Origin of the sequence: Thioalkalivibrio sp. ALJT, assembly GCF_000381825.1 — a bacterium.
Lineage (GTDB): Bacteria > Pseudomonadota > Gammaproteobacteria > Ectothiorhodospirales > Ectothiorhodospiraceae > Thioalkalivibrio.
Map to the genome: position 1 here is coordinate 14128 of NZ_KB907130.1, position 24653 is coordinate 38780.

Sequence of the window (24653 nt, forward strand, 5' to 3'; positions counted from 1 at the left end):
TTTGGGATGCAGGGCGGATGACGAGCGGCGCAATGGAGGCCTGCGCGGGCCGGGGCACCGGGATGCCGTGGACGTTACACGGCCGCAACCGTAGACTTCCCGCTTATTTGACCAACCCCTTAATGGAAAGCCCTCATGCTTGATATCCGCAGCCTGCGTCAGGACCTGGATGCGACCGTCACCGCGCTTGCGCGTCGTGGCTACACCCTGGACCGTGAACGCTTCGAGTCGCTGGAGTCCCGGCGCAAGACTCTGCAGGTGCGCACGCAGGAGCTGCAGGCGGACCGCAATGCCCGGTCCAAGGGTATCGGTCAGGCCAAGGCCCGCGGTGAAGACATCGAACCGTTGAAGGCGGAGGTGGGCCGCCTGGGCGAGGAGCTCAAGCAATGCGAGAGCGATTTGAACGGCGTGCAGCAGGAGCTGGATGCGCTGCTGATGTCGATCCCGAACCTGCCGCAGGCGGATGTGCCGGATGGCCCGGACGAGTCTGCCAATGCGGAAATCCGGCGCGAGGGCGTGGTGCCCCGGTTTGAATTCACGCCGCGTGATCATGTGGATCTGGGGTTGCCGGGCGGCTGGCTGGATTTCGAGGCCGCGGTGCGGGTGGCCGGTTCCCGGTTCGTGGTCATGCGCGGGGAAATGGCCCGGCTGCATCGGGCCTTGACGCAGTTCATGCTGGACCTGCACACGGGGGCTCATGGTTACCAGGAGACCTACGTGCCGTACCTGGCGAACCCGGAGTCGCTGGAGGGGACCGGGCAGTTGCCCAAGTTCGACGAGGATCTGTTTTCGGTCGATTGTGATCAGCGGTATCGGCTGATCCCCACGGCGGAGGTGACCCTCACCAACCTGGTACGAGGGCAGATCCTGGAGGCTGAAGAACTGCCGCTGCGAATGGTGGCGCATACCCCGTGTTTCCGTTCCGAGGCGGGGAGCTACGGCCGGGATGTGCGCGGCCTGATTCGGCAGCACCAGTTCGAGAAGGTCGAGCTGGTACAGGTCGTGCGGCCGGAGGAATCGGGTGCGGCACTGGAGAGTCTGCTGGGGCATGCCGAGGCGGTGCTTCAGGCGCTGGAGTTGCCCTACCGGGTGATGCTGTTGAGTGCCGGGGACATGGGCTTCGCCGCCGCCCGCACCTATGATATCGAGGTCTGGCTGCCGGCGCAGGATACCTACCGCGAGATCTCCTCCTGCTCGAACTTCGAGGCCTTTCAGGCTCGCCGGATGCAGGCACGCTTCCGTCCCGGAGCGGGCGAGCGTCCGGAACTGTTGCATACCATCAACGGTTCCGGTGTCGCGGTGGGGCGGGCGCTGGTGGCCCTGCTCGAGAACCACCAGCAGGCGGATGGCTCGATCCGTATCCCGGAACGGCTGCGCCCGTATCTCGGGGGAACCTCGGTGCTCGAGCCGCCGTCCGAGTAACAGGCCCAAGCGGAAGTCTCCCTCGTGAATCATCTGACACGTGTTATCCGTCGTCCTCATCTGTTCGCGAGCCTTTTGCTCGTGTGTCTGGCATGGGCGCTTGTGGTGCCCCCCGGGCTGGCGGATGCGGGGGCCGGGCCTGATGAAGGGCTGGTCTTCGACGACACGCCGCGGGCGATCGGCCTGCATACGCCGGACTGGTTCGAGCTGAGCTTTCTGGATCTTCGCGATGACCTGGAAGATGCCGTGGAGCAGGGCAAGATGGGTCTGGCGGTCTACTTCGGTATGGATGACTGCCCCTATTGCGAGGCGTTGTTTGATCAGAATTTTGCCCACGATGACATTCGAGAGTATCTGGCGGCGCATTTCAACGTCGTCGCGATCGATGCCCTGGGGACGCGCGAGGTCACCGACCTTGACGGCGAGACCTGGCTCGAACGGCGTTACGCGGCCGAACAGCGGCTCAACTTCACGCCTTCCATTGCCTTCTATGACGAGACGGGCGAGCGCATTCACCAGATGCGGGGCTACTACCCGCCATATCGTTTCCGCGCGCTGCTGGAGTACGTGATTGATCGACACGACCGGGAGGGCAGTTTCCGCGAGTATCTGGAACGGGCCGATCCGCCACCAAAATTCGATCTCGACGATATCAACGAACGCGATTTCTTCGTGCCGCAGCCATATGCGCTGGATCGCAGTCGGATCCCCGCAGATCGCCCGCTGGTGGTGTTCTTCGAACGTGAGGCCTGCCATGCCTGCGACATCCTGCATTCCGAGCCCCTGCAGCAGGACGAGGTGCTGGAGCGGATCGCGCTGATGGACGCCGTGCAACTGGACGCCGACGACGCCGACACGCCGGTGCTGACCCCGGATGGCAGGCGCACGAATCCGAAAGAGTGGGCAGCGATGCTGGATGTGCACTGGGCGCCGTCCCTGATCTTCTTCGACGAGCGGGGGGAGGAGATCATCCGCATCGACTCTGTCGTGCACCTGAATCGACTGCGCAACGTGATGGACTATGTGCTGACCCGAGGCTACGAGGAGTATCCGACCTTCGAGCGCTGGCGGGCGCAGCAACCGCCACGTCCCTGAACCCTGTACGAACTTGAACCGGCCCCGACCCAATCCATTCTCAAGGATCGATTCCCTTGCATTTCGAACGCGACTTCGTAATCCGTAACCGCGAGGTGCTGGAAGGCATCGTCGCCCGATCCCACCGCGTGGCGCTGGCGATCTTCGTGCTCACCTTCACGGGCTACGGCGCCGCCGTGTGGCTCTGGTTCCAGGACAACCTGTGGGGCGCCTTGGTAGTGGCCACCGTGAGCTATCTGGTGTTCCGCCAGTTCCGCATGCTGGCGCTGGGCGTGGCGCGCATGCCGTTACGTGGAGATCCGGTCGCGGTCGAGGCCCTGCGGGCGATTGATATTGCCCTGGAACAGGACAAACCGCACCCGGTGCTGGCCGAGGTCGAGGCGCACCTGCGGGCCCTGGAAGAAGAACCGCCCGGTGCCGAGGAGCGAAAGAGGGCTGACGAGGAAGGAGCGGGCAAGGCCCCGGGAGAAGAGGAGCGGGGCGACCCGCGGCCCTGAGCGCGGGGTGGCGCGTCAGAGCTCGACCGGCACGCCCAGCTTCTGTTCGATCACGCGGACCAGCGTTGCATGCAGGTCGTCACCGTTGCGGTCATCGATCCAGGCTTCTTCCTCTTCGGAGTAGCCGAAGTGGGCCGGCCCCTCGGGCGACGAGAGCCAGATTTGCTGGGCGGCTTCCTGTCGATTGAGGATCATCTGGGCGCCATCTTCGAATTCGATGGTCATGACGCCGTCGATCAGGTCGATATCCAGATCGTCCAGGGCGCTCTGGTCGCTCAGGCGGGTCTGGATGTCATCCAGGGTTTGTTCGGCGAATACGGCGAAGGATGGCTGACTCATGAGTCTCTCGCTGGGAAAGGTTCAGGGCGAAATTGTAAATCAGGCGCGCCAGGCGGCGATGGCCAGCCCTACCCAGCCCAGGATGAAGGCGGTCCCGCCGAGAGGGGCGATGGCACCGAGGACGCGCGGGGCGCCCAGACCGAGGGCGTACAGACTGCCGCTGAACAGCACGATGCCGATGACGAAGGCGACCGCGCTGGCAGCCGCCCAGTCCGCTGCCAGGTGGCTCCACAATGCGGCCATCAGCAGCAGCGCGAGGGCGTGGATAAAGTGGTATTGCACGCCGGTATGCCAGGTGGCCAGGGCGGATGCGGACAGGCGCTCCTGCAGGGCATGGGCGCCGAATGCGCCGAGGATTACAGCCACCCCCGCCAGCAGGGCGCCGATGACGATCAACGGGCGGATCAGGGGCTCGCTGGTGCCCATCAGGCGTCGTCGCCCATCTCGCTGTCGATATCCTGCCCGGCCACCCAGCCGTGCTCGCGCGCACGTGCGATCGCCTCGGCGTGGATGCGCTCGTGGCGTTCACGCAGGTCCGGCGGCAGGTTGCTGATGCGCAGGTCGTATTTGTCCCATTCGGCGTTGACCTGGTCGTGGAGTTGCTGGATGCGGGCGACCTCCCAGCCCTCGCAGGTTTCGGTCTCGGGCAGGATGCCGAAAACCCAGGCATCGCGGATGAAATTGCCGATGGGGGTCATGCCGCCGTACATGTCGTTGTAGATGCCGACATAGATGCGGTTGGAGCGATTGGGTGCGTTCATGACGCATAGTGTAGGCTCGCGTCCTTGCCAGGCAAAGCGATTTCTGACACTAGGAAGACAGGTCACTTGAACGCAATCCATGATTCGGCCGCGCGGGTGCGCATTCGCGGCCTGCTGAAACTGATGGTTCTGTTTGCTGGCGTCGTGCTGCTGGTGGTGGTGCTGAGCTACGCGCTGTCGCGTCCCGGCGATGTGCGGGGCGAGACCCTGCGGGTGGATCTGAGCGACATCGAACCGGGGACGGCCAAGCGCCTGAACTGGCGTAACCGACAAATCCTTGTGGTGCATCGCGATGCGGCATGGCAGCAGGCCCTGGCGGCGGATGCCGAGCTGGTCGATCCCGGTGCGCGCAGAGGGCAGCAGCCGGATGACCTGGATCTCCCCCTGCGCAGTTACCGTCCCGAGTGGCTGGTGGTTATCGGCGAAAGCACGGACCTGGGCTGCGAGCTGGAGCTGGTGCATCCGGATGCAGCCGAGGACTGGAGTGGTGGCTTCTTGGACCGCTGTCGTGGCGGGCGCTACGACGGTGCCGGGCGGGTGTATGCAGGCCAGGATGCCCGCCGTAACCTGCCGATACCGCAATATCGCCTTACCGATCCCGACACATTGATCCTGGGCGGGGACTGACGGCGGGGGTGCGGCTGCGGTTTACGGCGGCGTCGCCGCGGCGCACCCCGGGTAGATATCGAACCGGACGCTCTTGCCCTGCACCGCGGCCTGCGGGGCCTCCGGCCCAAGCGCCGGGGCATGTGCCGGGCGTTTGACGATCACCCGTCGCGCCACGTTGGCCCGCAGCGTGCTCAGTGTCTGCTCGGCGTCCGGGTCGGCACTGTCGTGCATCAAGGCCTGGATCAGTTGCATATCCTTCTTGACAGCCGCGCGTTTGTTGCGTGGCGGGAACATGGGATCGAACACCGCCGCGGCCGCGCGCGGGTGCAGCTGCGTTGGATTGGCAGGCCCCGCGAGCAGGTGGATCCGGCCCACGATGATGGCCAGTTCGCCGCTGTTCGCGGCGCGTTCCAGGGCGTCGGCCAGTAGTGCATGGATGACCGGGTGGCGCTCCCATGCGGTGACCCGGAATCCGTGGGCGGCCAGCAGGAGGGTATCGCGGCCGAGCCCTGCCGAGGCATCGATCACGTGGCTGTCGCGCGGGAGCTTGCCGCAGGCCCGGATCAGCCCCTCGCGCTGGTGGCCGGCGTGGGCCAGCCGATAGCCCTGGCGTCCCCCGACAAAATCCAGTTGGAGGCGCAGAGAGGGGTGGAGGTCCTCACGCACCAGGGCAAGCGCGTCGGCAGCGACCTCGAGCACGAGCTGTGCAGGGCCGGCATGATGGTAGTTGCGCGCATCCAGGCCCGCCTGCAGGCGGGTGGCCCGCGCCTCGCCCCCGGTCATCGCGCGGATCGTCAGCGCCATGGCTCAGTAGTGGGGCGGGGGTGGTTCGTCGCCCTCGGGGCCGGCGCTATGGGCCTCGAGTTCGCGCAGGCGATCGCGCAGCCACTGGACCTGGCGGCGCAGTTCGGCATTGGCCTGTTGCAGTTCGAGCTGCACGCGGGCCTGCTCTTCCTGGGTGTATTCCTGGTGCGCCAGACGCACTTCGAGCTCTTCAAGACGGCGTTGCAGGTGATCAGGTTCCATGCGGTTCATTCCACCACGTTGCGCGGCGCGCCGGCCACGAAGGCCCGGATGTTGGCGACAATCTGGTCGATGACCCGCTGCCGGGCCGAATGCGCGGCCCAGGCGGTATGCGGAGTCAGGATCAGGTTCGGGATATCCGGCGCCAGGAGCGGGTGATCGGGCGGGGGCGGCTCAGGCTCCATGACGTCGATGCCGGCGCCACCCAGGTGCCCGGTGCGCAGGGTTTGCGCCAGCGCTTCGGGGTCCACCAGCGCGCCGCGGGCGGTATTCAACAGCAGGCTGCCCGGCTGCATCCGTTGCAGCGCGGCGGCATCGATCAGGTGCCGCGTCTGCGGGGTCAGCGGACAATGCAGGCTGACGACATCGGCCTGTGTCAGCAGGGTGTCCAGCGGGAGCCGCTCGCCGGCGTAATCCATGGACGTGGTCGGGTGCGCCGGGTTGTGGCTGGCGGCTACTAGCACCTCCATCCCGAAGGCCCGGGCCAGGCGTGCGGTGGCCTGGCCGAGCACGCCCCAGCCGATGATCCCCAGACGCATGCCGGCGAGGGTGCGAATGCGGTGATCGAGGAGGCAGAACTGGTCCGCCGCGCTCCAGCGCCCGGCACGGATATCGGCCCGATAGTCGTCGAGGCGTGTGACCAGGGTCAGCAGCAGGGTAAAGACGTGCTGGACGACGGAATCGGTGGCGTAGTCGCGCGCGTTACAGACCACAATACCGCGGCGGCGCGCGGTCTCGACATCGATGTTGTTGGTCCCGGTCGCGGCGGCGCAGATCAGCTTGAGATCGCGCGCGATCTCAAGCGCTTCGGCGTCGATCACCACCTTGTTGGTGACGATCACCTCGGCGCGGGCGATGCGCCCGTCGCGTTGCTGCGGGCTGCTGCGGGGGTGGAATCCCCATTCGGGCAGGCTGGCTCGCAGTGCGGACAGATCCAGGTCGTCGCGATCGACCGTGGCTAGGTCCAGAAACACACCGCGCTGAAGTGGATTCATGTTGTCGTACCGTGCGGGGCGGGCCCAATGAAAAGGGCCCCGCACAGCGGGGCCCCTGTCATCAGTCCTGCCAGTAGCAGAGGCGCCTAGTTATCACCCATGAAGGCGTGGAACAGGCTCAGCAGGTGCAGGAACATCACGTAGAGGTTCGCGTAGAGCGAGACCGTCATCACGATGTAGTTTGCCTCCGGGTCGTGGATCATGCGGCTGGTGTCGAACAGGATCGCCGCCGACAGCAGCAGCACCACGGCGGCGGAGATCGCCAGCGACAGCGCCGGGATGGCCAGGAACAGGTTCGCGACGATCGCCAGCAGGGCGACGATCAGGCCGACGACCAGGAAGCCGCCCAGGAAGCTGAAGTCCTTCTTGGTCGCCAGCGCGTAGCCGGACAGCGTGACGAATGCGACCGCGGTGGCGGTAAAGGCATTGCCGACGATTTGCGGGCCGTTGGGCAGACCCAGGTACATGCTCAGGATCGGCCCGAGGAAGAAGCCCAGGGTTCCGGTAAAGGCGAACGTCAGGACCAGACCCAGCGGCGAATTACGCGTGAAGTGGATCGCGAACGGGCCGCCGATCAGCACGGCCAGCAGGATCAGCCAGTGCACGGCCGGGGCGCCCACGGCCATTGCCACGAACGCCATGATCGCGCTGAACGCGAGCGTCAGCGACAGCAGCATGTAGGTCTGACGGATGACCTTGTTGGTGGAGATGGTTTCGCTGATGGAGCCGGTAGCGGACGGATTGCGACTCGAGCGGACGATCTGGTCTCGGGACACGGGTCAACTCCTCAAGTAGATTCGGGACGGCGTCTAGTGTAGCGACTCCGAAAGCGGGATGCAGCGAATCTCCGATCCGCGCGGGGGGATATGCCCGGCCGTGCGGCCGGGCCCCGCGTGTCAGCGGATGGGTTCGCCCACCTTTTCGGAGACGGTCTTCACGGCGTGATCAGTGGACTTGAAGATGTTGTCCTGGCCGATCACGTCGTCCAGACCGGTGCGTTGCAGTACCTCCATGACCTGGGCCTTCACCCCGGCAAAGACCAGCGTGATGCCACGCGCCTTCAGGCGGTGGACCAGTTGGTGGATCACCTCTTCGCCGGAGGCATCGATCTCGTTGATGCCCTTGCCGACGATAATCAGGTACTTGGCCTGCGGGTGTCGGGACACCAGATCCAGCACGGCATCCTCGAAGTAGGGCACGTTGGCAAAGTAGAGCGAGCCGTCAAAGCGCATCATGCCGACCTTTTCGTTGGTCTCGAGGCCGTAGCGCTGCGCCTCGCGCAGGGTGCCGTCCTCGTAGCGGGCCAGCTCGGAGACCCGCGGCTGCATGGTGCGGTACAGGTACAGCACGATGGCCAGGCCGGCACCAATGAGGATGCCGTAATCCAGATTCGGGGCCATGGCCAGGGTGGCGATGAAGGTGACGATGGCGGCAGCACCGTCGTGTTTGTTGGCCACCCAGGCATGCTTGATGGCCTTGAAGTTCACCAGCCCGGCCACGGCCATCATGATGATGGCGGCGAGCACCGCCTGGGGCAGGTGATAGATCAACGGTGTCAGGAACAGCAGTGCCAGGCCGATGATCACCGCCGTAAAGACCGATGCCAGTCCGGACTTGGCGCCGGAGTTGAGGTTGACGGCCGAACGCGAGAAGGAACCGCTGACCGGGTAGCCCTGCGTCATGCCCCCGGCGATGTTGGCCAGGCCCTGCCCCATCAGCTCCTTGTTGGGGTCCAGACGCTGGCCGGTACGCGCGGCCATGGCCTTGGCGATTGCAATGGCCTCGGTGAAACCGACCAGCGCGATGACGAACGCCGCTGTCAGCAGCGTTGTGATCGTGCTGAAGCCGATGTCGGGCAGCGAGAAGCTGGGCAGGCCTTGCGGCACGTTGCCGACAACGGCGCCGCCCCCATTCAGGTGGATGCGGTCCTCTTCGATGCGTTCAACCCGCCAGGATCCCCGGTCGGCACGATCGCGCTCGCCATCGGTCAGATGCTGTTCGGCGATAAAGCGGACCGGTGCGTTGTCTGCGCCAGGAACGCGGCGCAGGCTGATATCGCGGATCTGGGCACGCAGCTCGGCGAGTTCCGGGTGCAGATCTTCGCGCTCCAGGCGCAGCTGGTCCACCTCGTGGCGCAGGCGCACCGCCTCCGCGCCTTCCTCCTCGCGGAGTTCGGCTTCGATGTTGCGGATGCGCTCATCCAGTTCTGCAAGGCGCGTGTTCTCGCGCTCGATGCTCTGGGCCAGCGTGACCACCTCGGCCGGGGCAATGCGGTCCAGAGAGGTTTCGGCCTTGCGCTCGTAGCCCAGCGCCCAGCTCAGCAGGATGGCGACGACGACGGCCACCAGCACCCCGGGCACTTTGGGGATGAAACGCTTCATCAGCACCATCAGCGCGATCGCGCCAATGCCGAATGCGAGTGTCGGCCAGTGGATGCTGCCCAGCTCCAGGAGCATGCCCCAAAGCCCCAGCAGGAAGTGACCACTGGTGTCGATCGGGACGCCCAGCAGCTTGTTGAGCTGGGACAACGCAATGATGATTGCCGCGGCATTGGTGAAGCCGACGATGACCGGGTGCGAGATGAAGCTCACCAGCGCACCGAGCTTGAACAGCCCCAGCATCAGCTGGATGACACCGACGATGAAGGCCAGCGCGATTGCGAGGACCACGAACTCCGCGGAACCCTCGGCCGCCAGCGGGATCAATGCGGATGCGGTCAGCAACGAGACCACGGCCACGGGGCCGGTGGCCAGCTGATTGGAAGAGCCCCACAGCGCCGCCACCATGACCGGCAGCAGCGAGGCATACAGCCCGTACACCGGTGGCAGGCCCGCAAGCTGGGCATAGGCCATCGATTGCGGGATCAGGACCAGCGCAACCGAGATACCCGCGATGAGGTCCGCATTCAGCGTTTGCTTCGTGGGACGCCAGCTCAGAAAGGGGAATGCTCGCAGCAGGATCGAATTCATCGGGTCGCTCGCTTGGCCAGTTCGTGAAGATCGACAACGGCCGAACCGATGCTGCGGCCCCGGAAAGCCCGGGGGCGGTCGGCTGCCAGGGCCGTCGTCAATGTAATGGCAGCCAGGTCTGGGCCCGGCAGGAGACGGGCGCAGGCGAAAAGGAAAGCCGGATTATAGAGCGCCAGTACATTTTCTTCTATCTAAGTTGTTCTATGTGACGCATGTTTCATCGGCTATGGATGAGGTTTGCGTGCGCGAGCAGGCCCATGATCGCCCGGGGATGGGCGGGGTGACTTGTTCGCTGTGACAGGTCGGGACAGGGATGCCCGGTCGGCGCGGAGCGAGGGTGGCGGAGAGGGAGTCCGCCGTGTTAGCGTCTTATACCATCGCGCGAAACCGCGCTAACCCGCGTAAAATCAGCATCTTGGTGGTTTTATACGTCTAGCGTCGTCTTACGGAATCGTCTAAGATAGTAAAATCTTAGGCGGGTAAGAAGGCGGGTAGATCATGCCACGAGTAGCGAAAGAACTCACAGACCTTGCGGTGAAGCGACTGGGACCGAAGCCCGGCCAGCGCCTCCCCGTGAGCTATCCGGTCGGGGGCGTCTCCGGCCTCAGTCTCCAAGTCACCCCGGCGGGCGGTAAGTCTTGGCTGTTGCGGTACACGGTCCCGGGACCGCCCGGAAGCAAGCAGAAGCGCCGCGAAGTCGGCTTGGGCGGCTACCCTACCGTGACGCTCAAGCAGGCCCGAGAGAAGGCCCGGGAGCTGCGCGAGCAACTGGCCCGAGGGACCGACCCCGTTGAGCAGCGCAAAGCCCAGCGGAGCGCGCTTGCCGCTGAGCAGGCCCGGGCGATTACCTTTGAGCAGGCGGCCTCGCAGTACATCGAAGCGAAGGGAGGCGAGTGGAAGAACGCGAAGCACCGCCAGCAGTGGGAAAATACGCTCAAGACATACGCCTTCCCGGAGCTGGGGACCCTTCGCATCAGCGACATCGACACGCCCCACATTTTGGCCGTCCTCGAACCGATCTGGACCACCAAGACCGAAACCGCGACCCGAGTACGTCAGCGGATGGAGGTCATTCTTGATTGGGCGACCGCAAGGAAGTACCGCGAGGGGGAGAACCCGGCCCGCTGGAAAGGCCACCTCGATACGATGTTGGCGAAGCCGACCAAGATCAAACCGACGAAGAACCACCCCGCGCTTCCGTACCCGATGGCCGCCGACTTCATGGCCGACCTTCGGGACCGGGAAGCCCTAGCCGCCCGGGCGCTGGAGTTCGGTATCTTGACCGCTGCCCGCTCCGGGGAGGTTCGCGAGGCGTCCTGGGCGGAGTTCGACCTTGAGGGCAAAGTCTGGACGGTGCCCGCTGAGCGGATGAAGGCCGGTAAGGAACACCGGGTGCCGCTGAGCGAGGCCGCTGTTCAACTGCTCCGGGACCTCCCCCGGCTCAAGGACAATGATCTGGTGTTCCCGGCTCCGCGCGGCGGGGTCATGTCGGACCAAGCCATGAAGGCCGTTATCAAGCGGATGCACGACGCCAAAGTGAAGGCCCGGGGCAAAGGGTATCTCGACCCGAAGCAGGACAAGATCATCACCCCGCATGGCTTCCGCTCGACCTTCCGCGACTGGGCCGCAGAGGCGACCGACTACGCCAACGAAGTCGTGGAAATGGCGCTGGCTCATACGATCAAGAACAAGGCTGAAGCCGCCTACCGCCGGGGCGATCTGTTCGAGAAGCGTCAGGGACTTATGGCCGATTGGGCGGCCTATTGCGAGGGCTGACCGACTATACTTTTTAGGGTAAGCGTCTGATATACAAGAAAAAAGACTTTACGGAGACGTTGCGAGCCGATACGATACTAAGCAATACCAGCCCCGGGTTCCTCCGGGGCGAGGTAGCAACACAGAAATGGAGAAGAAAAGGAGCGAGCCACTGGCTCGAACTTCCCATTTCTGTGGTGAGTCATCCGGAGGGGAAGCGTTCGAGCTGTTCGATTAGGCCCGCGCTTCCCCTTCGTCGTTATGGGGCAGCGCGGACGAACAGGAACCGCTGCCATGACACAAGCAACTACACACCAACAAGAACGCCGCCAAGCCCGGCCCCGCCAAGTCGCTGAATATCTGGGCGTGAGCATCGCCACGGTATGGCGCTGGGCGTCCGAACGTCACGACTTCCCCCGCAGCCGCAAGATCGGGCCGCGCGTGACCGTCTGGGACCTCAACGAGATTGACGCATGGGTTGACGCCCAGCAGTCGAACCAGCGTTGAGGAGGCGTCCCCATGAAAAGGAACAAGCAAGCACGGAAAGCCGTGCCAGAGTTCGAGCGGGCGCGCTATGTCGCTCTGATTCTTCAACTCGACCCCTCCAAGGTCTACCCGATAGGTCCCGACGCGACCGAGGAAGGCAATCAGCATCTTGTTGATTTCGTCCTCGACTACCTTGGGCGTCTGGTCGATAACGCCGCTCAGATCAAGGCGAGGCCCGGCACCAAGCCGCCCCGCTTCTATCAGCACATGCGGACACTTCACCACTGCTGCGACGTGATGGACGGGACCGCCGAACCTCCCGCCCCGAACGAACACGGCGAGTATGAGAACACCGACGGCTACCGCTGCCCCCTGTTCCTACTGGAAGGGGGTGACGTATGACCGCGATTCAACACGACACCGCCGCCGCGCTCGACTTCCTGCGCCGCTGGTCGCCTGATGCTGACTGGTGCCTGACGGCGATTATCCCCGACGGCAAGACCGAAACGGCCACCTTCAAGCCCACCGAGGAGGAGAAGGCCCGCGCGTGGATCGACGACCGGCAAGGACACAAGAACCTGTACTTTCACGTCAACGCGACTCGGGGCCGCCGCTCCTCGAAACCCAAGAAGCCGGACATGGCCGCCTTTCGCGCGTTCCATGTGGACATCGACCCGGCGGCTGGCGAGGACTTCGAGGAGGAGCGCCAGCGGATCGCCGCGATGCTGAGCGACAACCTGCCCGAGGGTATCCCGGCCCCGTCGGTGGTGATCGACAGCGGCGGCGGCTTCCAAGCGTTCTGGCTGCTGGCCCACCCGTTGCCCATCGACAAGCCCAGCGAGGCCGCGCCCGAACCGTGGGCCGATGGCGAAGCCTACAACCGGAGCCTTGAGCTGGCTTTCCGCGCTGACTCTTGCCACAACTGCGACCGGCTGATGCGGCTACCGGGGACCGTGAACCTGCCCAACAAGAAGAAGGCGAGCAAGGGCCGCGTCCCGACGCTCGCCCGCCTCCTGAGCTGGGAAGGGACGCGCTATCCACTGGACCACTTCGACCGGCTGAAGGTCACGGCGAAGCCTGCCCCGTCTGCCCCCTCTGCCACACCTACGGCCAGCGGTAAGGCCGCCGCCGTACTAGACCTGGGCGACGGTATGCCGATGGGCACGGAGGAGCTACGGGAGTGGGCGGAGACGAATGGCAAAACGCTGAAGGACGCAACCTTGGCGCGGATCGCCACCGGCACCGACCCGCTCGACCCGACCAAATACCCGTCCCGGTCCGAAGCCCTGTGGGCGGTGGTCTGTGATCTGGTCCGGGCCGATGTGGATGATGGCGTCATCTTCCGGGTCATCACCGGCCCAAACGAGATCGCCGCCAGCGTCCGCGACAAGTCCGACCCGAAGCGGTACGCGCTCGACCAGATCGCAAAGGCCCGGGCGCTGATCGAATCGCAGCCGACATGGGACCGGGTGAACAAGGAAGGCGAGCCGCAGCCCAGCTACTGGAATACGCGGACCGCGCTACAGCTCATGGGTGTCGAATGCCGCTATGACAAGTTCCGCGACCGGCACCTGATCGGCTCCCACGAACTACAGGAATTCAACGGGGAGTTCTCCGACCACGCCGAACGCATCCTGCGTGATGAGATCATCCGCCGGTTCGGCTTCGACCCGGGCGATGTGAACGTGAACAAGGCGGTTCTTTCGCTGTGTACGGAAAACCGCTTTGACTCGCTGATCGACCATATCCAAGCCCTGCCGCCGTGGGATGGAACGCCGCGCCTCGATACTTGGCTGACCCGGTATCTGGGTACGGAGGAAAACGCCTACACCCGGGAAGCCGGGGCGGCTTGGCTCATGGCCGCCATCGTGCGCGCCTTCGAGCCGGGGGCGAAGTTCGACCAGATGCTGGTGCTCATGGGGGCGCAAGGCGTCGGAAAATCGACCGCGCTGAGGATACTGGCCGGTGATGAGTTCTTCTCTGATGCTCCGTTCCTGCACGCCCGAGACGCCCGCGAAGTGCTGGAGGTGACGGCGGGGGTCTGGATTCTGGAATGCGCGGAGCTGGACGGGATCGGGAAGCGGGACGTGAACACGCTCCGCGCCACGATCACGCGCCAAGTCGATGCCGGACGCCCCGCCTATGCGCGCAGCCCCGTGACGATGCCCCGGAGGTTCGTTCTGGGCGGCACGACCAATGAGGACCGCTTCCTGCTCGACCCGGCGGGCAACCGCCGCTTCTGGCCGGTGGAAGTGACCCGGGTAGACCTCGAAGGGCTGGCCGCTGCGAGGAACCAACTGTTTGCCGAAGCGCTGGCGCGGTATCGGGCCGGGAAGCATAGCCTGCTGCTCGGGCCGGAGGCGTCGGCCTTGGCGAAGGACGCGCAAGACCGGCGGCGGGTAGTTGATGAAGGATTCATCGAAAGCCTCGAAGGACTCCGCGAAGGTATCCAGACATGGAAGGGACAGTGGATCATCAAAACGTCGGCTATCTATGACCGGCTGGGGATGCCGACGAAGGACCGCAACGGGGCGATGCCTCGCAAGGTCAAGGAGGCGATGACCGCGCTTGGCTGGAAGCCGGGCGGCCCTGCCCGGATCGACGGCGAGTTGTGCCGCTTCTACGTCTGGGAAGGCGAAGGGAACCCCGGAAGTCTGACTGGTGCGGACGGCGGGAGCGGATGCCCGTTTTGAGCCGGATCGGGGGCGTTGGGCTGGAATCGACGGCGGGGGCAACCTCGCCGTTGCTTTTTCTGGCCCCCCGTTACGCCGCCAGCGTAACGGCAGAAGTCCAAGCGGGCCGTGGGTTTCGGCTGGATTCTCAGGGGGAGCGTTACCCGTTACGCGGGTTACGGAGTTACCCCGCGCGCTTATAGGACCCCGGGAATATCGCCCAGGACGCGGGAGCGGGTACTGTTACGGCTCCTCCCGCTTCCCTAGTCTTTTACTTACTTTTCCCGTAACGGAGTAACGGAGTAATAGGGAAGCCAATAGGGACGCGGGTTCCGGTCAGTTACGCGGACGGCCAAAACGGCGTAACCCTGCGTAACGGAGTAACGCCCGACGGCTGCCGCTCCCTTTGGGCTGAAGGCCGCCCGTGCCGCCGCCCGGCTGGGCAAACCACCAAGACCGGACCGGTTGTACAAGCCGCACCAGTTCGGCGGAGTACCCGTCCGTCCCTCCGCCACACTCCTTTGGTTTTATAGCTGGTTACGCAATATTACCCGCCTAAATACCCGCCTAAAAGGCTTCTAGGGTTGAGTTCCGGCCGCTAGAATAGATTGGCATATCAACCGATATGCGGAGCGCCGACATGGCCAATCTATCCCTTTACGCCCGGGTCAGTACCGATACCGACCCGCCCCTGAGCGACCAGCTCGACCGCCTACGGGCTTGGGCCGCCTCCGAAGGCCACACCGTCGTGGGCGAGTTCACCGACGACAACCCCCGGAGCCTACAGGCGGACGCCGCGCGCCCGGCGCTGGACCGCCTCTGCCAACTCGCCTTCGACGGCAAGACGGACATGGTGGCCGCCGTATCCCTCGACCGCCTTGGGCGTTCGCTGAAGCACCTTTTCGGCCTCCTCCGGGAGTTCGAGACGCTGGGCGTCACCGTCTACATCGACAACCTCGCCCTCGATACCTCGAACCCGGCAGGCCAGCAGGCGGTTTCCCTGCTCGGGGCGCTCAACGACTTCGACAAAGCAATCATGAGCGAGCGCGCCCGGCGCGGATACCGCAAGGCCCGGGCCAAGGGCAAGCGGATCGGCGCGCCCCGGCTATCGCCCAGCAAAGAGAACCGCGTTGCCGCCCTGCTACAGGCCGGAGTCTGCCCCCATCGGGTACGGACCCTGACCAACGTCGGGAAGGCCGCCATTTACCGGATTAAGAGGGACTTGGAATGCAAACCAAGCGACGTAGAACAGCACTGACCAAGAAGGAGCAGGCCGCGCTTCCGGCACTCCCGTCCGAAGCCCTCGACATCGCCCGCGAACTCGCCACCGAGGGCGTGCGAGAACACACGATCCGCCGGACCCTTGGGCTATCCCCCGCCCAGTGGAACAAGCTCAAGGAGGATGGTGAGGAAGGCGAGCTATCACCGCTGGCGCTGGCGCTCGAAGAAGGCCGCGCAGAGGGGGCCGGTGAAATCGTGGCTTTCATGAAGAACAAGATGCTGGCCGAAGGCTCCGAACGCGCCGCTGAATGGCTGGCGGATCGCGTCTTCAAGATCAACAAAGGCGACGGCAACGGCGACGACGCCCCCCGCGTCCTCATCCAGATCAACGCCGCGCTATCGCCGGAGGATTACGGGAGGGTGATCAATGTCCAGCACGACCAATGAGGCGGTTATCCGCCCGACGCCTTTTCAGGCCGCCGTCCTGTCGGTGCCAGAGGACCACTTTCTGTTCCTGGGCGGAGGCCGGGGCGGCGGCAAGTCCTTCGCGCTCCAGCTCCTCATCCTCCGGCACTGCAACCAGTATCGCCACCGCGCCCGGGTATTGGTGACGCGCCGCCGGTTGAAGTCGCTGCTCCAGTTCGCGGAGGAGTTGCGCGGGTTACTCCGGTCGGCCTACGGCTCCGGGGTGAGCTACAACCTGAATGACAACATCTTCCGGGTCCCGAACGGCGCAACCGTCCAGCTCACGCACTGCGAGTCGAGCGCCGCCCTACAAGACACGGTTCAGGGCATGTCCTTCTCGCTGATCGTGGTCGATGAGGCAGGCGAAGGGCCGGAGTTGCCGGTGATCGACTCGCTGGCGCTGACGCTCCGTTCCCCGGGCGTACCTCTGCGGATGGTACTGGCGGGGAACCCGGGCGGGGCGAACCACTCCGCGCTGGCTGAGCGGTACGTCACGGGCCGGGAGCCGTTCGCGCCTTTCGAGTTCGCGGACCAGAAATGGGTCTATGCTCCTTCGACGGTGGACGATAACCCGCACCTGCCGGACCCGTACCGGAAGAACTTTGAGGTGCTGCGCCATACCGACCCGGCTTTGTACAAGGCGCACCGCCACGGCGATTGGGCGGCCATCGTGGGCGATTACTTCGGGGGCGTGTGGTTCCCGGATCGCGCCGTGTTCGACCATCACGAGGTCCCGCCGGATATGTTCGCGACCTTGAAGCTGTCGGTTGACTGGGGGAGCGCCGCGCCTTGCGCGTCTATCTTGGGCGGACGCCTCGCCTATGACGTGCGCTTGAGCGATGACCGGGTGATGCCGCGCGGGGCTTGGGTGATCTATGACGAGCACTTCGAGTGCGACCCGAAGAACATCAGCCGGGGGACGGGCCGGACTCCCGGGCAGATCGCCCCCGCGCTCCACGCAATGGCCGCCCGTAGCCGGTGCCGCGCCCGGGGCTTGATCGACTCCGCTGCCGAGGCCCGCACGGCTGGCCGCGCCGAAGCCTCGATTGCCGACCTGTTCCGGGCCGCTGGGGTCCGGGTATCGCCCGCCCGGAAGGGGGCGCGGGTGCCCCGCTTTGAGCATCTCAAGTCGCTGATGGCCAATGGGGAGTTCTTCGTGGCCTCGCGCTGCCGGTACTGGCTGGCGACCGTCCCGGCGTTGCCCCGGGACGCGAGGAACCCGGAGGACGTGGACAGCTCCGCGAACGATCACATGCTTGACGCGACTTCGTACCTGATCGCCGGGGCGTCGCAGGGGGCGGTACACATCAGTGATTTTGCGGGGCCGCCGCCGCGCCTTCCCGACACCGGGAACCGGGTGATTTTCATCTAACAGGAGGGATAGACCATGCGCCGGATACTCGCCTTGGTGGTTCTGCCACTTCTCGCCACCGTAGCAGCGGCGGAACAGCCGCCCCGGTACTCCGCGTTGGATACGATCAAGCGCGCTGAAATAGGGACGTTCTCGCCAGCCCTACGGCAGGCCGCCGAAAAGCCCGCCCGGGAGCCGGTGCGGGCGGATCGCCGCCGGGCCTTCGAGCCGCGTTGGGGCGTGGTGTGTCGTCCCAATCCGGCGGAGCCAGGAGCGCTGGTCTGTGACCCTAAAAAGTAAAGTAACCTATTGATTCAACAAGTTTTTCCAGTAGACTGCGCCACACCCCGCCAGCTATTCTCCCCGGTAACGTGACGCGATACCGCGCGCCACTGAAGGCCGGGAACAGCCCCCGCTACTGAGTATCAAGGGCAAGACCTCCCGGAATCGTGATGAAACTGGTTTGAGGAACAGCCCCATGCCCAATACGCCGAACACCGCCAAGAAGCGCATCGACTTCGACAACGTCCCGACCGGGGTGAGCCTGAGCGAGGACAACGTACAACGTCTGAGTGACCGCGCGACCGAAACCGCGACCGCTTTCCACCGGAAGTTGGACAAGCTCCAAGCGACCTTTGCCGAGGCCCGGGACCGCTATTCCCGCGACGCCGAAGCGATGATTGCCGACGCCAGCCCCGAGGACCGGAGCGCCGCCCGCGCCTTCGCCAAGAAGAACGCCGCCAACAAAATTGCTGAACTTCGCCGCTCCCTGATCTCCAATTCCGAAGGCGAGCGCGCCGAACTCCTACGCGCCCTGAAAACCTATTCCGATGAAGCCGAAGCCGTTGCCGCCGTCTGCGTGACGCCCGCGATGATGCTGGGGCGCGTTGCCTTGGGCGAGCCGAAGCGGACCCAATACCAGCAGCAGCTCGAAGGAGCCGGGCCGGTCGAACTCGAAACCGCCGCCCGTCAGGCCGTCATGTCCGGGGATGTGGTGTTGGCCGCCGCCGTTGCGACGGTGATCGACCGCCGTACCCGGGACCGCCGCCCGTTCCCGGTAGCGGACCTGGCCGAACGCGTGATGGGCGAGGTACACGACCGCGTGAATGCGAAAATCGAAGGCGTCCGGCTGGCCTACAAGACCGCCGTTGCCGCTGATCGGGAGTTCGTGCGCGGCAAGGCCGATCCGCTGATGAACCTTTCCCTTGCCCTGAGCCGTCAGGCCGCCGCCGAAGCGGAGGGCGAGGAGTAACCGAACACTTGTGGTGGGTGTGCCCAGAGGTCGCGCGCCGTGATGGCGCGCCTTAGCCCTCGCGAAGTCGAAAGCCCGGGAGCGTCGTCACGCCGCTATCCTCACCCGGGCCGGAGGCTTCCGGGGGCTTCTTTTTGCTCATAAGGCAGACGAAGGTAGAACCGAGGCTTGATCCCAAGGATAATAGCGGTCAAACATCCATACAAGAAATGGCGAAAATTCATATACATGGGCGAAAACTGTGGACGATATTGTTAAATCACCAACGAAGAAAGCCCGCACCAGTACAGTCGGGCGCAGTAAGGCCATCACAAGATCAGAAGCCCTTGAGCAAGACTCCTGGCAAGATGAATTGGTTAACCTCGCCCACGGCGACAGCCTCAACCATTACGCAAAATGGGAAACCCCGACCTGCATTGTCAGTGACGGAGGTTACGGAGTCTTGGGCTTCGAAGGAGATACTTCTGACCATCTTGGGCTTCCTGAGTGGTATGAGCCTCACATCATCGAATGGTCCAAGAAGGCTACCGCTCAAACCACACTATGGTTCTGGAACAGCGAGATTGGTTGGGCGGCGGTTCATCCTATCCTCGAAAAGCACGGCTGGCGATACGTCAACGCTAATATCTGGAATAAGGGCAAGGGACATATCGCAGGCAACGTAAATACAGCAAAAATCCGTCGCTTTCCCGTCACCACGGAAATTTGCGTTCAATACGTTTTCGAGGGAAGGGTAAACGGGACACCGCTCCGTGAATGGCTCATAGGAGAATGGGAGCGGACCGGACTTCCCCGGCGCGCTGCAAATACCGCTTGTGGAGTGAAAGACGCAGCCACCCGGAAATATCTCGACAAGGGCCACCTTTGGTACTTCCCCCCGCCCGAAATGTTCGAGAAGCTACAAACCTACGCGAACGAACACGGCAAGCCGGAGGGCCGCCCTTACTTCTCATTTGACGGAAAAACTCCGGCAAAAGGCGAAGAATGGGCGAAAATGCGGGCAAAGTTCCGATGCCCCTACGGAGTTACCAATGTATGGGAGCGCCCCGCGCTCCGTGGCAAGGAACGCTTTTCAGTTCCGGGCGGGAAGGCTGTTCACCTGAACCAGAAGCCCTTAGACCTTCTGACTCAGATCATTGAAGCGACTACGGACCCAGGGGACGTTGTTTGGGAGCCGTTCGGCGGTCTGTTTTCCGCGTCGGTCGCGGCCCGAAGGCTGAAGCGTCGGGCCTTCTCCGCTGAGATCGACCCGACCTATTTCTACTATGGGCTACAGAGATTCACTGAAGAAGTTCATCAGCATCCTCTTCTGTAATATCGAGCCGTTCCTCAAGGGCGCGGCGGATCGCCGCGTCACTACCCTTGCTCAACAGCTTATTCCACTCCTGAACCGTCATGCCGTGCATCTGCGTTCGATAGACCCTCGCCTTGAATTCTTCAATTTCATCGTGGACGATTCTGTCCATCTTGGCGAAATTAGTGTCTAGTCGATAGCGGAAGGACCGAATCAATTCACGGAGCTTGTCCTGATACTCCGGGGTCGGTTTATAATCTGAGCCACCCGGCCCCCAAGACTGAACGAACCTCTGAGCTTCCCGAAACTCTTCTGGCGTGCCTTGGAATTTATAGCCGTTTGTGTTTGTTTGTTGAAGGTTGCCGGTTCGGCTTGTCGTATCCTCCGGCTCCAACACCAAATAATCAGGCGGGTTGTGGTAGTGGTTATCGCGCGCCTTTGCGACGGAAAGCCCGGACACAATACACACGTCAATAATTCGGGGTTTCCCGTAGATCAAATGCTCGGGCAACCATGCCAGCATTGCCACATAGGTTTCGTCGTTCGGGAAATGATTCTGAGAGTCCTTGAAACGCGCGGTGATCTCTGTCGCAAGCGGGAACCACGCTTTGATCTCAAAGCCCGGCGTCGGCGTTACGCCCTGAAAAATCGTATCAGGAAACCCCGGGTCTTGACGCAGCCACTCACCGTGCCCGTGGAACTCCTCTTGGTCGTTGAGGAACTCAACACTGTTGAACTCAATCATGTTCCCTACCAGGGGGGACAGCTTCGAGATAACCTTGGAAAGATTGACCGCCGCTTCGGGGGTTATCGGCTTGGTGACGTCAAGAACGTCGAACACATGCCCGGAGGTACTCTTGAGATGCTTGGCGCCGATCTCAAGCACTTGTTTTGTTTCCATATCCACCCTGCGTGATGATAAATCACCAATGTACAAGGTGGGCCGGAGCGTGTCGAGCAGAAGGGGGCGCAAACGAAAAAGCCGCCCGGGTTAGGGGCGGCTTTTCGACTTTCGATGCCTGCGGGCTGGAGTTTCCAGCGTTTTCCGCTAGGCGGGTATTTAGGCGGGTAAGGCATGAAACCATGCCGGAAGCCCACTAAATACTGGGAATATGGCGGAGAGGGAGGGATTCGAACCCTCGAGGGGCTTTCACCCCTGCCGGTTTTCAAGACCGGTGCAATCAACCGCTCTGCCACCTCTCCGAGGCCGGGCATTGTCTGGCAAGGGGGCTGCGGAGGCAACCGCATGTGTGCGGCGTGGCCTGGCGGCCACGAGAGGGAGGGGTGGATTCGGCCGGAGGCCTCACTCTTCGGGCGTTGCCTTGTCGAACCCTCGGGAGCTTTTCACCCCTGCCGGTTTTCAAGACCGGTGCAATCAACCGCTCTGCCACCTCTCCGAGGCCGGGCAGTGTCTGGTAATCGGGCGCAAGAGGCTTGACGGGCGAGGCCGGTGGCCCTAACCTTTGCGACGCTCTGGGCGGTTAGCTCAGCGGTAGAGCACTGCCTTCACACGGCAGGGGTCACTAGTTCGAACCTAGTACCGCCCACCAGATCTGAACGGGAAAAGCGGCCTTGGAGAAACCAGGCCGCTTTTTTTGTGTCTGCAGTGCCCCGGTGGATGCGGCATGCGAGCGCCCGGGCCACGGTTTTCGGGGCTGTGAGGGCAAGCAGGGGAGAGCGATTCGACGGGCACGTTGTGCCTCGCCCTTCTATCTAACGACAATTACTCTGGCCGTCGCCTGCGGCGACGTTCGAGTGTCGCTGCGCGTCACCCGTCGAACCATCGTTTTGATTTCTCGGGTTCGAATCCTCGTACCTTGGGGGCCAGACACGAAAAAGGGGCCACATGGGCCCCTTTGCTTCAATCTGGCGGAGAGGGAGGGATTCGAACCCTCGGTACGCTCGCGCGTACAACGGTTTTCGAGACCGCCCCGTTCGACCACTCCGGCACCTCTCCTTGGGTCGCTGGGACACGAAGACGACGCCTCATGCCCACGGCGGAGCGAATCCTAGCAGATCTGGAGGCGGTAGCGGTAGCGTCGCTGTTTCAGGGCATCAGTCGCGTGATCTCCCATTCATCTCCGGTGCGGCGGAACTGGAACCGGTCGTGGAGTCGGTTCGGGCGGCCCTGCCAGAATTCGAACAGCTCCGGTTGGAGGCGGTAGCCGATCCAGGCTGGATCACGCGGGATTTCGCCTGCCGGGTGTTGTTGTTCGAGGGTGCGTACGCGTTCCTCCAGGGTCTGGCGGTTTTCGATCGGGTGGCTCTGGGTTGATGCGGCGGCGGCCAGCTGGCTGCCGCGCGGGCGTTGCTGGAAGTAGTCGTCTGCCAGGTCAGCGGGCAGGGCGCTGACCGGCCCTTCCACGCGGATCTGGCGTTCGGTCTCGGGCCAGTAGAACAGGAGGGCGGCCCGCGGGTTCTCGTTGAGATCCTGACCCTTGCGGCTGCGTGAATCGGTGTACCACGCGAGGCCCTCGGCATCGACATGTTTGAGCAGGACGGTGCGTGCGGAGGGCTGGCCATCGGCATCTGCGGTGGCGAGGATCATGGCGGTCGGGTCCGGATTGCCGGCCTCGCGCGCGGCCTGCAGCCATTCGTTGAGAAGGGCGAGGGGGCTGGTGTTCAGATCGCGGCGGCGCAGCTCTGCGTGGGTGTAGTCACGACGGGTATGGCGGTGATCGGCGGTGCTCATGGGGCTCCCGGGGCTGGGGTCTGTGGTTCATCATACGGTGGCGTGAAAGAATCGGAAATTTATTCGATGCTTGCGGTCAGAGTTCGGGACTGTTTATTCAAACGTAATGCAAGGAGCATCTGATGGCCGATCCGATCATCGCCGCCGTGGAACCCAGGGGCGTGGAGTTGAAAAGGGGTGAGGAGTACGCCTTTTGTCGTTGTGGCCTGTCGCAGGATCAGCCCTTCTGCGACGGGTCGCACCAGGGGACCGGCATCGTGCCGTTGGTGTTTGCGGCCGAGGAAGATGGCGAGGTGTACCTGTGCCAGTGCAAGCAGTCCGGCAACCTTCCGTATTGTGACGGTACCCATGCACAGTTCGATGCGGATGCGGTCGGGGGACCGGCCGCGGGTTCCGGTGTTCCGGAGAAGGAAGCGGACCCGGGCACTGGCATGCCGCAGCCGAGGAACAGCGATACCGAGCCTCATGTGGAATGGATCCATGCCCTGGCGCGGGAGGGGCTGGACGGGATCGGTCATCACGGTTCGACGGTCGCGATGGGGGTGCCGCGGAGTCGCCTGCCGAGCTGGGACGAGATCCAGCTTCTCGCCGCGCAACTGGCATCGCGTCCGCTGGATGACGATGCGGAGGTCGGCACTCGATTGGTAATCGGCCCGGAGGCGCGGCGTCCATTGGAACTGGAGATCCCGCTGCTGGTGTCGGACATGAGTTTCGGGGCGTTGTCGCGCGAGGCGAAGATTGCGCTGGCACGCGGTGCGCAGGGTGCCGGGACCGGTATTTGTTCCGGGGAAGGCGGCATGCTGGATGCGGAGCAGGCCGAGAATTCGCGCTATTTGTTCGAGCTGGGGCCGGCCGGTTTCGGGTATTCCGAGGCCATCATGGACCGGATTCAGGCCTTCCATTTCAAGGCGGGTCAGGCGGCCAAGACCGGCGTGGGTGGGGTGCTCCCGGGTAGCAAGGTCAGTACCGAGATCGCGCAGGTAAGGGGGATCGAAGCGGGGCAGGATGCGCTCTCGCCCGCGGCCAATCCCCAACTGGAAACCGCCGCGGATTTTCGGCGATTTTCCGATGTGGTGCGCGAGAAGACGGGTGGGGTGCCGATTGGCTTCAAACTCTCGGCCAACCATATCGAAGCCGACCTGGCGTTTGCCCTGGAGGCCGGGGCGGACTACTTGATCCTCGACGGGCGCGGTGGCGGCACAGGTGCCGCGCCGGCCCTGCTGCGTGATCACATCAGTGTCCCGACGATTCCCGCGCTGGCGCGTGCCCGCCGCTTTCTGGATGCGAATGGTGCCTCCGGCCGGGTCACCCTGCTGGTGACAGGGGGTCTGCGCACCCCTGCAGATTTCATCAAGGCCATGGCGCTGGGTGCGGACGGGGTTGCACTGGCCAACTCCGCGATTCAGGCGGTCGGTTGCGTGGGGGCCAGGATGTGTCATACCAACCAGTGCCCCAGCGGCGTTGCGACCCAGGACCCGAAACTGCGCAGCCGGCTGGACCCGCAGGAGGGTGCCGAACGGCTGTCGCGGTTCCTCGCGGGATCGACGGCCCTGATGCAGGTGCTGGCACGCGCCTGCGGGCATGCCAGTCTCGAGGACTTCGGGCCGAATGACCTGACGACCTTTGACCGTGACCTCGCGCGTCTGGCCGGCATTCAGTATGCGGGCGTACTGGAAGGTTCCTGAGCGCATTCCTTCACCGCGCGGGCGCTGACAACGCCGGGTGTGCGACCACCGCAGTGAGGGGCTATTTCCC

General features: G+C 63.9%; 24 protein-coding genes and 4 tRNA genes. 15 read left to right on the plus strand and 13 right to left on the minus strand.

Annotation, left to right across the window (positions count from 1 at the left end; translation table 11 throughout):
- Positions 1-135 precede the first annotated feature (135 nt).
- The 3 genes from serS to G332_RS0110645 all read left to right on the plus strand — a co-directional run bounded on the left by serS (position 136) and on the right by G332_RS0110645 (position 3014).
- Entirely contained in the window at positions 136-1422 is a 1287-nt protein-coding gene (serS, locus tag G332_RS0110635) for a serine--tRNA ligase (RefSeq protein ID WP_019626976.1), read from the plus strand.
- 81 nt (positions 1423-1503) lie between these two features.
- Positions 1504-2517: a thioredoxin fold domain-containing protein gene (locus G332_RS0110640; protein ID WP_019626977.1), complete on the plus strand. Its 1014-nt coding sequence runs from the start codon at positions 1504-1506 to the stop codon at positions 2515-2517.
- A gap of 56 nt (positions 2518-2573) precedes the next feature.
- A complete protein-coding gene (locus tag G332_RS0110645; RefSeq protein ID WP_019626978.1) occupies positions 2574-3014 on the plus strand; it encodes a hypothetical protein in 441 nt (146 codons plus the stop codon).
- A gap of 15 nt (positions 3015-3029) precedes the next feature.
- Here G332_RS0110645 and cyaY read toward each other — a convergent pair whose 3' ends face one another.
- The 3 genes from cyaY to G332_RS0110660 are packed head-to-tail and all read right to left on the minus strand — an operon-like array spanning position 3030 to position 4114.
- Positions 3030-3353, minus strand: a complete 324-nt coding sequence (gene cyaY, locus G332_RS0110650) for an iron donor protein CyaY (protein ID WP_019626979.1) — start codon at positions 3351-3353, stop codon at positions 3030-3032.
- Between the two features lie 39 nt (positions 3354-3392).
- Entirely contained in the window at positions 3393-3779 is a 387-nt protein-coding gene (locus G332_RS0110655; RefSeq protein WP_019626980.1) for a DUF423 domain-containing protein, read from the minus strand.
- On the minus strand, positions 3779-4114 hold the full coding sequence (locus G332_RS0110660) for a hypothetical protein (RefSeq protein ID WP_019626981.1): 336 nt from the start codon (positions 4112-4114) through the stop codon (positions 3779-3781). Before G332_RS0110660 ends, G332_RS0110655 begins: the two co-directional genes overlap by 1 nt.
- A 66-nt stretch (positions 4115-4180) precedes the next feature.
- Between G332_RS0110660 and G332_RS0110665 the strand changes: the two genes are divergently transcribed.
- The gene (locus G332_RS0110665) at positions 4181-4741 is read left to right on the plus strand and encodes a hypothetical protein (protein WP_019626982.1); all 561 of its coding nucleotides are present in this window, start codon (positions 4181-4183) and stop codon (positions 4739-4741) included.
- A 21-nt stretch (positions 4742-4762) separates the two neighbouring features.
- Here the strand turns inward: G332_RS0110665 and G332_RS0110670 are convergent, their stop codons facing one another.
- The 5 genes from G332_RS0110670 to G332_RS0110690 form a co-directional block, all read right to left on the minus strand.
- Positions 4763-5527, minus strand: a complete 765-nt coding sequence (locus tag G332_RS0110670) for a class I SAM-dependent methyltransferase (protein WP_019626983.1) — start codon at positions 5525-5527, stop codon at positions 4763-4765.
- Positions 5528-5530: 3 nt separating this feature from the next.
- On the minus strand, positions 5531-5749 hold the full coding sequence (locus tag G332_RS0110675; RefSeq protein WP_019626984.1) for a SlyX family protein: 219 nt from the start codon (positions 5747-5749) through the stop codon (positions 5531-5533).
- A gap of 5 nt (positions 5750-5754) precedes the next feature.
- On the minus strand, positions 5755-6741 hold the full coding sequence (locus G332_RS0110680; protein ID WP_026340793.1) for a D-2-hydroxyacid dehydrogenase: 987 nt from the start codon (positions 6739-6741) through the stop codon (positions 5755-5757).
- An 86-nt stretch (positions 6742-6827) separates the two neighbouring features.
- A complete protein-coding gene (locus tag G332_RS0110685; protein ID WP_019626986.1) occupies positions 6828-7517 on the minus strand; it encodes a Bax inhibitor-1/YccA family protein in 690 nt (229 codons plus the stop codon).
- A 120-nt stretch (positions 7518-7637) separates the two neighbouring features.
- On the minus strand, positions 7638-9710 hold the full coding sequence (locus G332_RS0110690) for a SulP family inorganic anion transporter (RefSeq protein ID WP_019626987.1): 2073 nt from the start codon (positions 9708-9710) through the stop codon (positions 7638-7640).
- A 498-nt stretch (positions 9711-10208) separates the two neighbouring features.
- Between G332_RS0110690 and G332_RS0110695 the strand changes: the two genes are divergently transcribed.
- The 9 genes from G332_RS0110695 (at position 10209) to G332_RS13390 (ending at position 20227) form a co-directional block, all read left to right on the plus strand.
- Entirely contained in the window at positions 10209-11486 is a 1278-nt protein-coding gene (locus G332_RS0110695; RefSeq protein ID WP_026340794.1) for a site-specific integrase, read from the plus strand.
- A 273-nt stretch (positions 11487-11759) separates the two neighbouring features.
- Positions 11760-11972 carry an AlpA family transcriptional regulator gene (locus tag G332_RS13380; protein WP_038059735.1) on the plus strand — a complete coding sequence of 71 codons (213 nt, stop codon included), beginning with the start codon at positions 11760-11762 and terminating at the stop codon, positions 11970-11972.
- 12 nt (positions 11973-11984) lie between these two features.
- Positions 11985-12353: a hypothetical protein gene (locus G332_RS0110705; protein WP_019626990.1), complete on the plus strand. Its 369-nt coding sequence runs from the start codon at positions 11985-11987 to the stop codon at positions 12351-12353.
- Positions 12350-14644, plus strand: coding sequence for a VapE domain-containing protein (locus G332_RS13090; protein ID WP_019626991.1), 2295 nt, complete (start codon positions 12350-12352; stop codon positions 14642-14644). The genes G332_RS0110705 and G332_RS13090 overlap by 4 nt, the downstream gene beginning before the upstream one ends.
- Before the next feature lie 619 nt (positions 14645-15263).
- Positions 15264-15881: a recombinase family protein gene (locus G332_RS0110715; RefSeq protein WP_196800063.1), complete on the plus strand. Its 618-nt coding sequence runs from the start codon at positions 15264-15266 to the stop codon at positions 15879-15881.
- Positions 15851-16291 carry a hypothetical protein gene (locus G332_RS0110720; protein WP_019626993.1) on the plus strand — a complete coding sequence of 147 codons (441 nt, stop codon included), beginning with the start codon at positions 15851-15853 and terminating at the stop codon, positions 16289-16291. The genes G332_RS0110715 and G332_RS0110720 overlap by 31 nt, the downstream gene beginning before the upstream one ends.
- Positions 16272-17681 (plus strand): PBSX family phage terminase large subunit, encoded by a 1410-nt coding sequence (locus G332_RS0110725; RefSeq protein ID WP_019626994.1) that lies wholly within the window; start codon positions 16272-16274, stop codon positions 17679-17681. The genes G332_RS0110720 and G332_RS0110725 overlap by 20 nt, the downstream gene beginning before the upstream one ends.
- Before the next feature lie 457 nt (positions 17682-18138).
- On the plus strand, positions 18139-18912 hold the full coding sequence (locus G332_RS0110730; RefSeq protein ID WP_019626996.1) for a hypothetical protein: 774 nt from the start codon (positions 18139-18141) through the stop codon (positions 18910-18912).
- A 241-nt stretch (positions 18913-19153) separates the two neighbouring features.
- A complete protein-coding gene (locus G332_RS13390; protein WP_081619804.1) occupies positions 19154-20227 on the plus strand; it encodes a DNA methyltransferase in 1074 nt (357 codons plus the stop codon).
- Here G332_RS13390 and G332_RS0110740 read toward each other — a convergent pair.
- The 3 genes from G332_RS0110740 to G332_RS13550 all read right to left on the minus strand — a co-directional run bounded on the left by G332_RS0110740 (position 20193) and on the right by G332_RS13550 (position 21603).
- Positions 20193-21107 carry a hypothetical protein gene (locus G332_RS0110740; protein WP_026340795.1) on the minus strand — a complete coding sequence of 305 codons (915 nt, stop codon included), beginning with the start codon at positions 21105-21107 and terminating at the stop codon, positions 20193-20195. The two genes, G332_RS13390 and G332_RS0110740, sit on opposite strands and share 35 nt — an antisense overlap.
- Positions 21108-21319: 212 nt before the next feature.
- Positions 21320-21409: transfer RNA gene (locus tag G332_RS0110745), tRNA-Ser, on the minus strand.
- A gap of 68 nt (positions 21410-21477) precedes the next feature.
- Positions 21478-21603 (minus strand) — tRNA-Ser (locus tag G332_RS13550).
- 78 nt (positions 21604-21681) lie between these two features.
- Here G332_RS13550 and G332_RS0110750 point away from each other — a divergent pair.
- A tRNA-Val gene (locus G332_RS0110750) sits at positions 21682-21756 on the plus strand.
- Positions 21757-22073: 317 nt separating this feature from the next.
- Here the strand turns inward: G332_RS0110750 and G332_RS0110755 are convergent.
- Both G332_RS0110755 and pdxH read right to left on the minus strand, forming a co-directional pair.
- Positions 22074-22163, minus strand: a tRNA-Ser gene (locus G332_RS0110755).
- A gap of 90 nt (positions 22164-22253) precedes the next feature.
- Positions 22254-22898 (minus strand): pyridoxamine 5'-phosphate oxidase, encoded by a 645-nt coding sequence (gene pdxH / locus G332_RS0110760; RefSeq protein ID WP_019626999.1) that lies wholly within the window; start codon positions 22896-22898, stop codon positions 22254-22256.
- Positions 22899-23020: 122 nt separating this feature from the next.
- Here pdxH and G332_RS0110765 point away from each other — a divergent pair, with 122 nt between their 5' ends.
- Positions 23021-24583 (plus strand): glutamate synthase-related protein, encoded by a 1563-nt coding sequence (locus G332_RS0110765; protein WP_019627000.1) that lies wholly within the window; start codon positions 23021-23023, stop codon positions 24581-24583.
- Positions 24584-24653 lie beyond the last annotated feature (70 nt).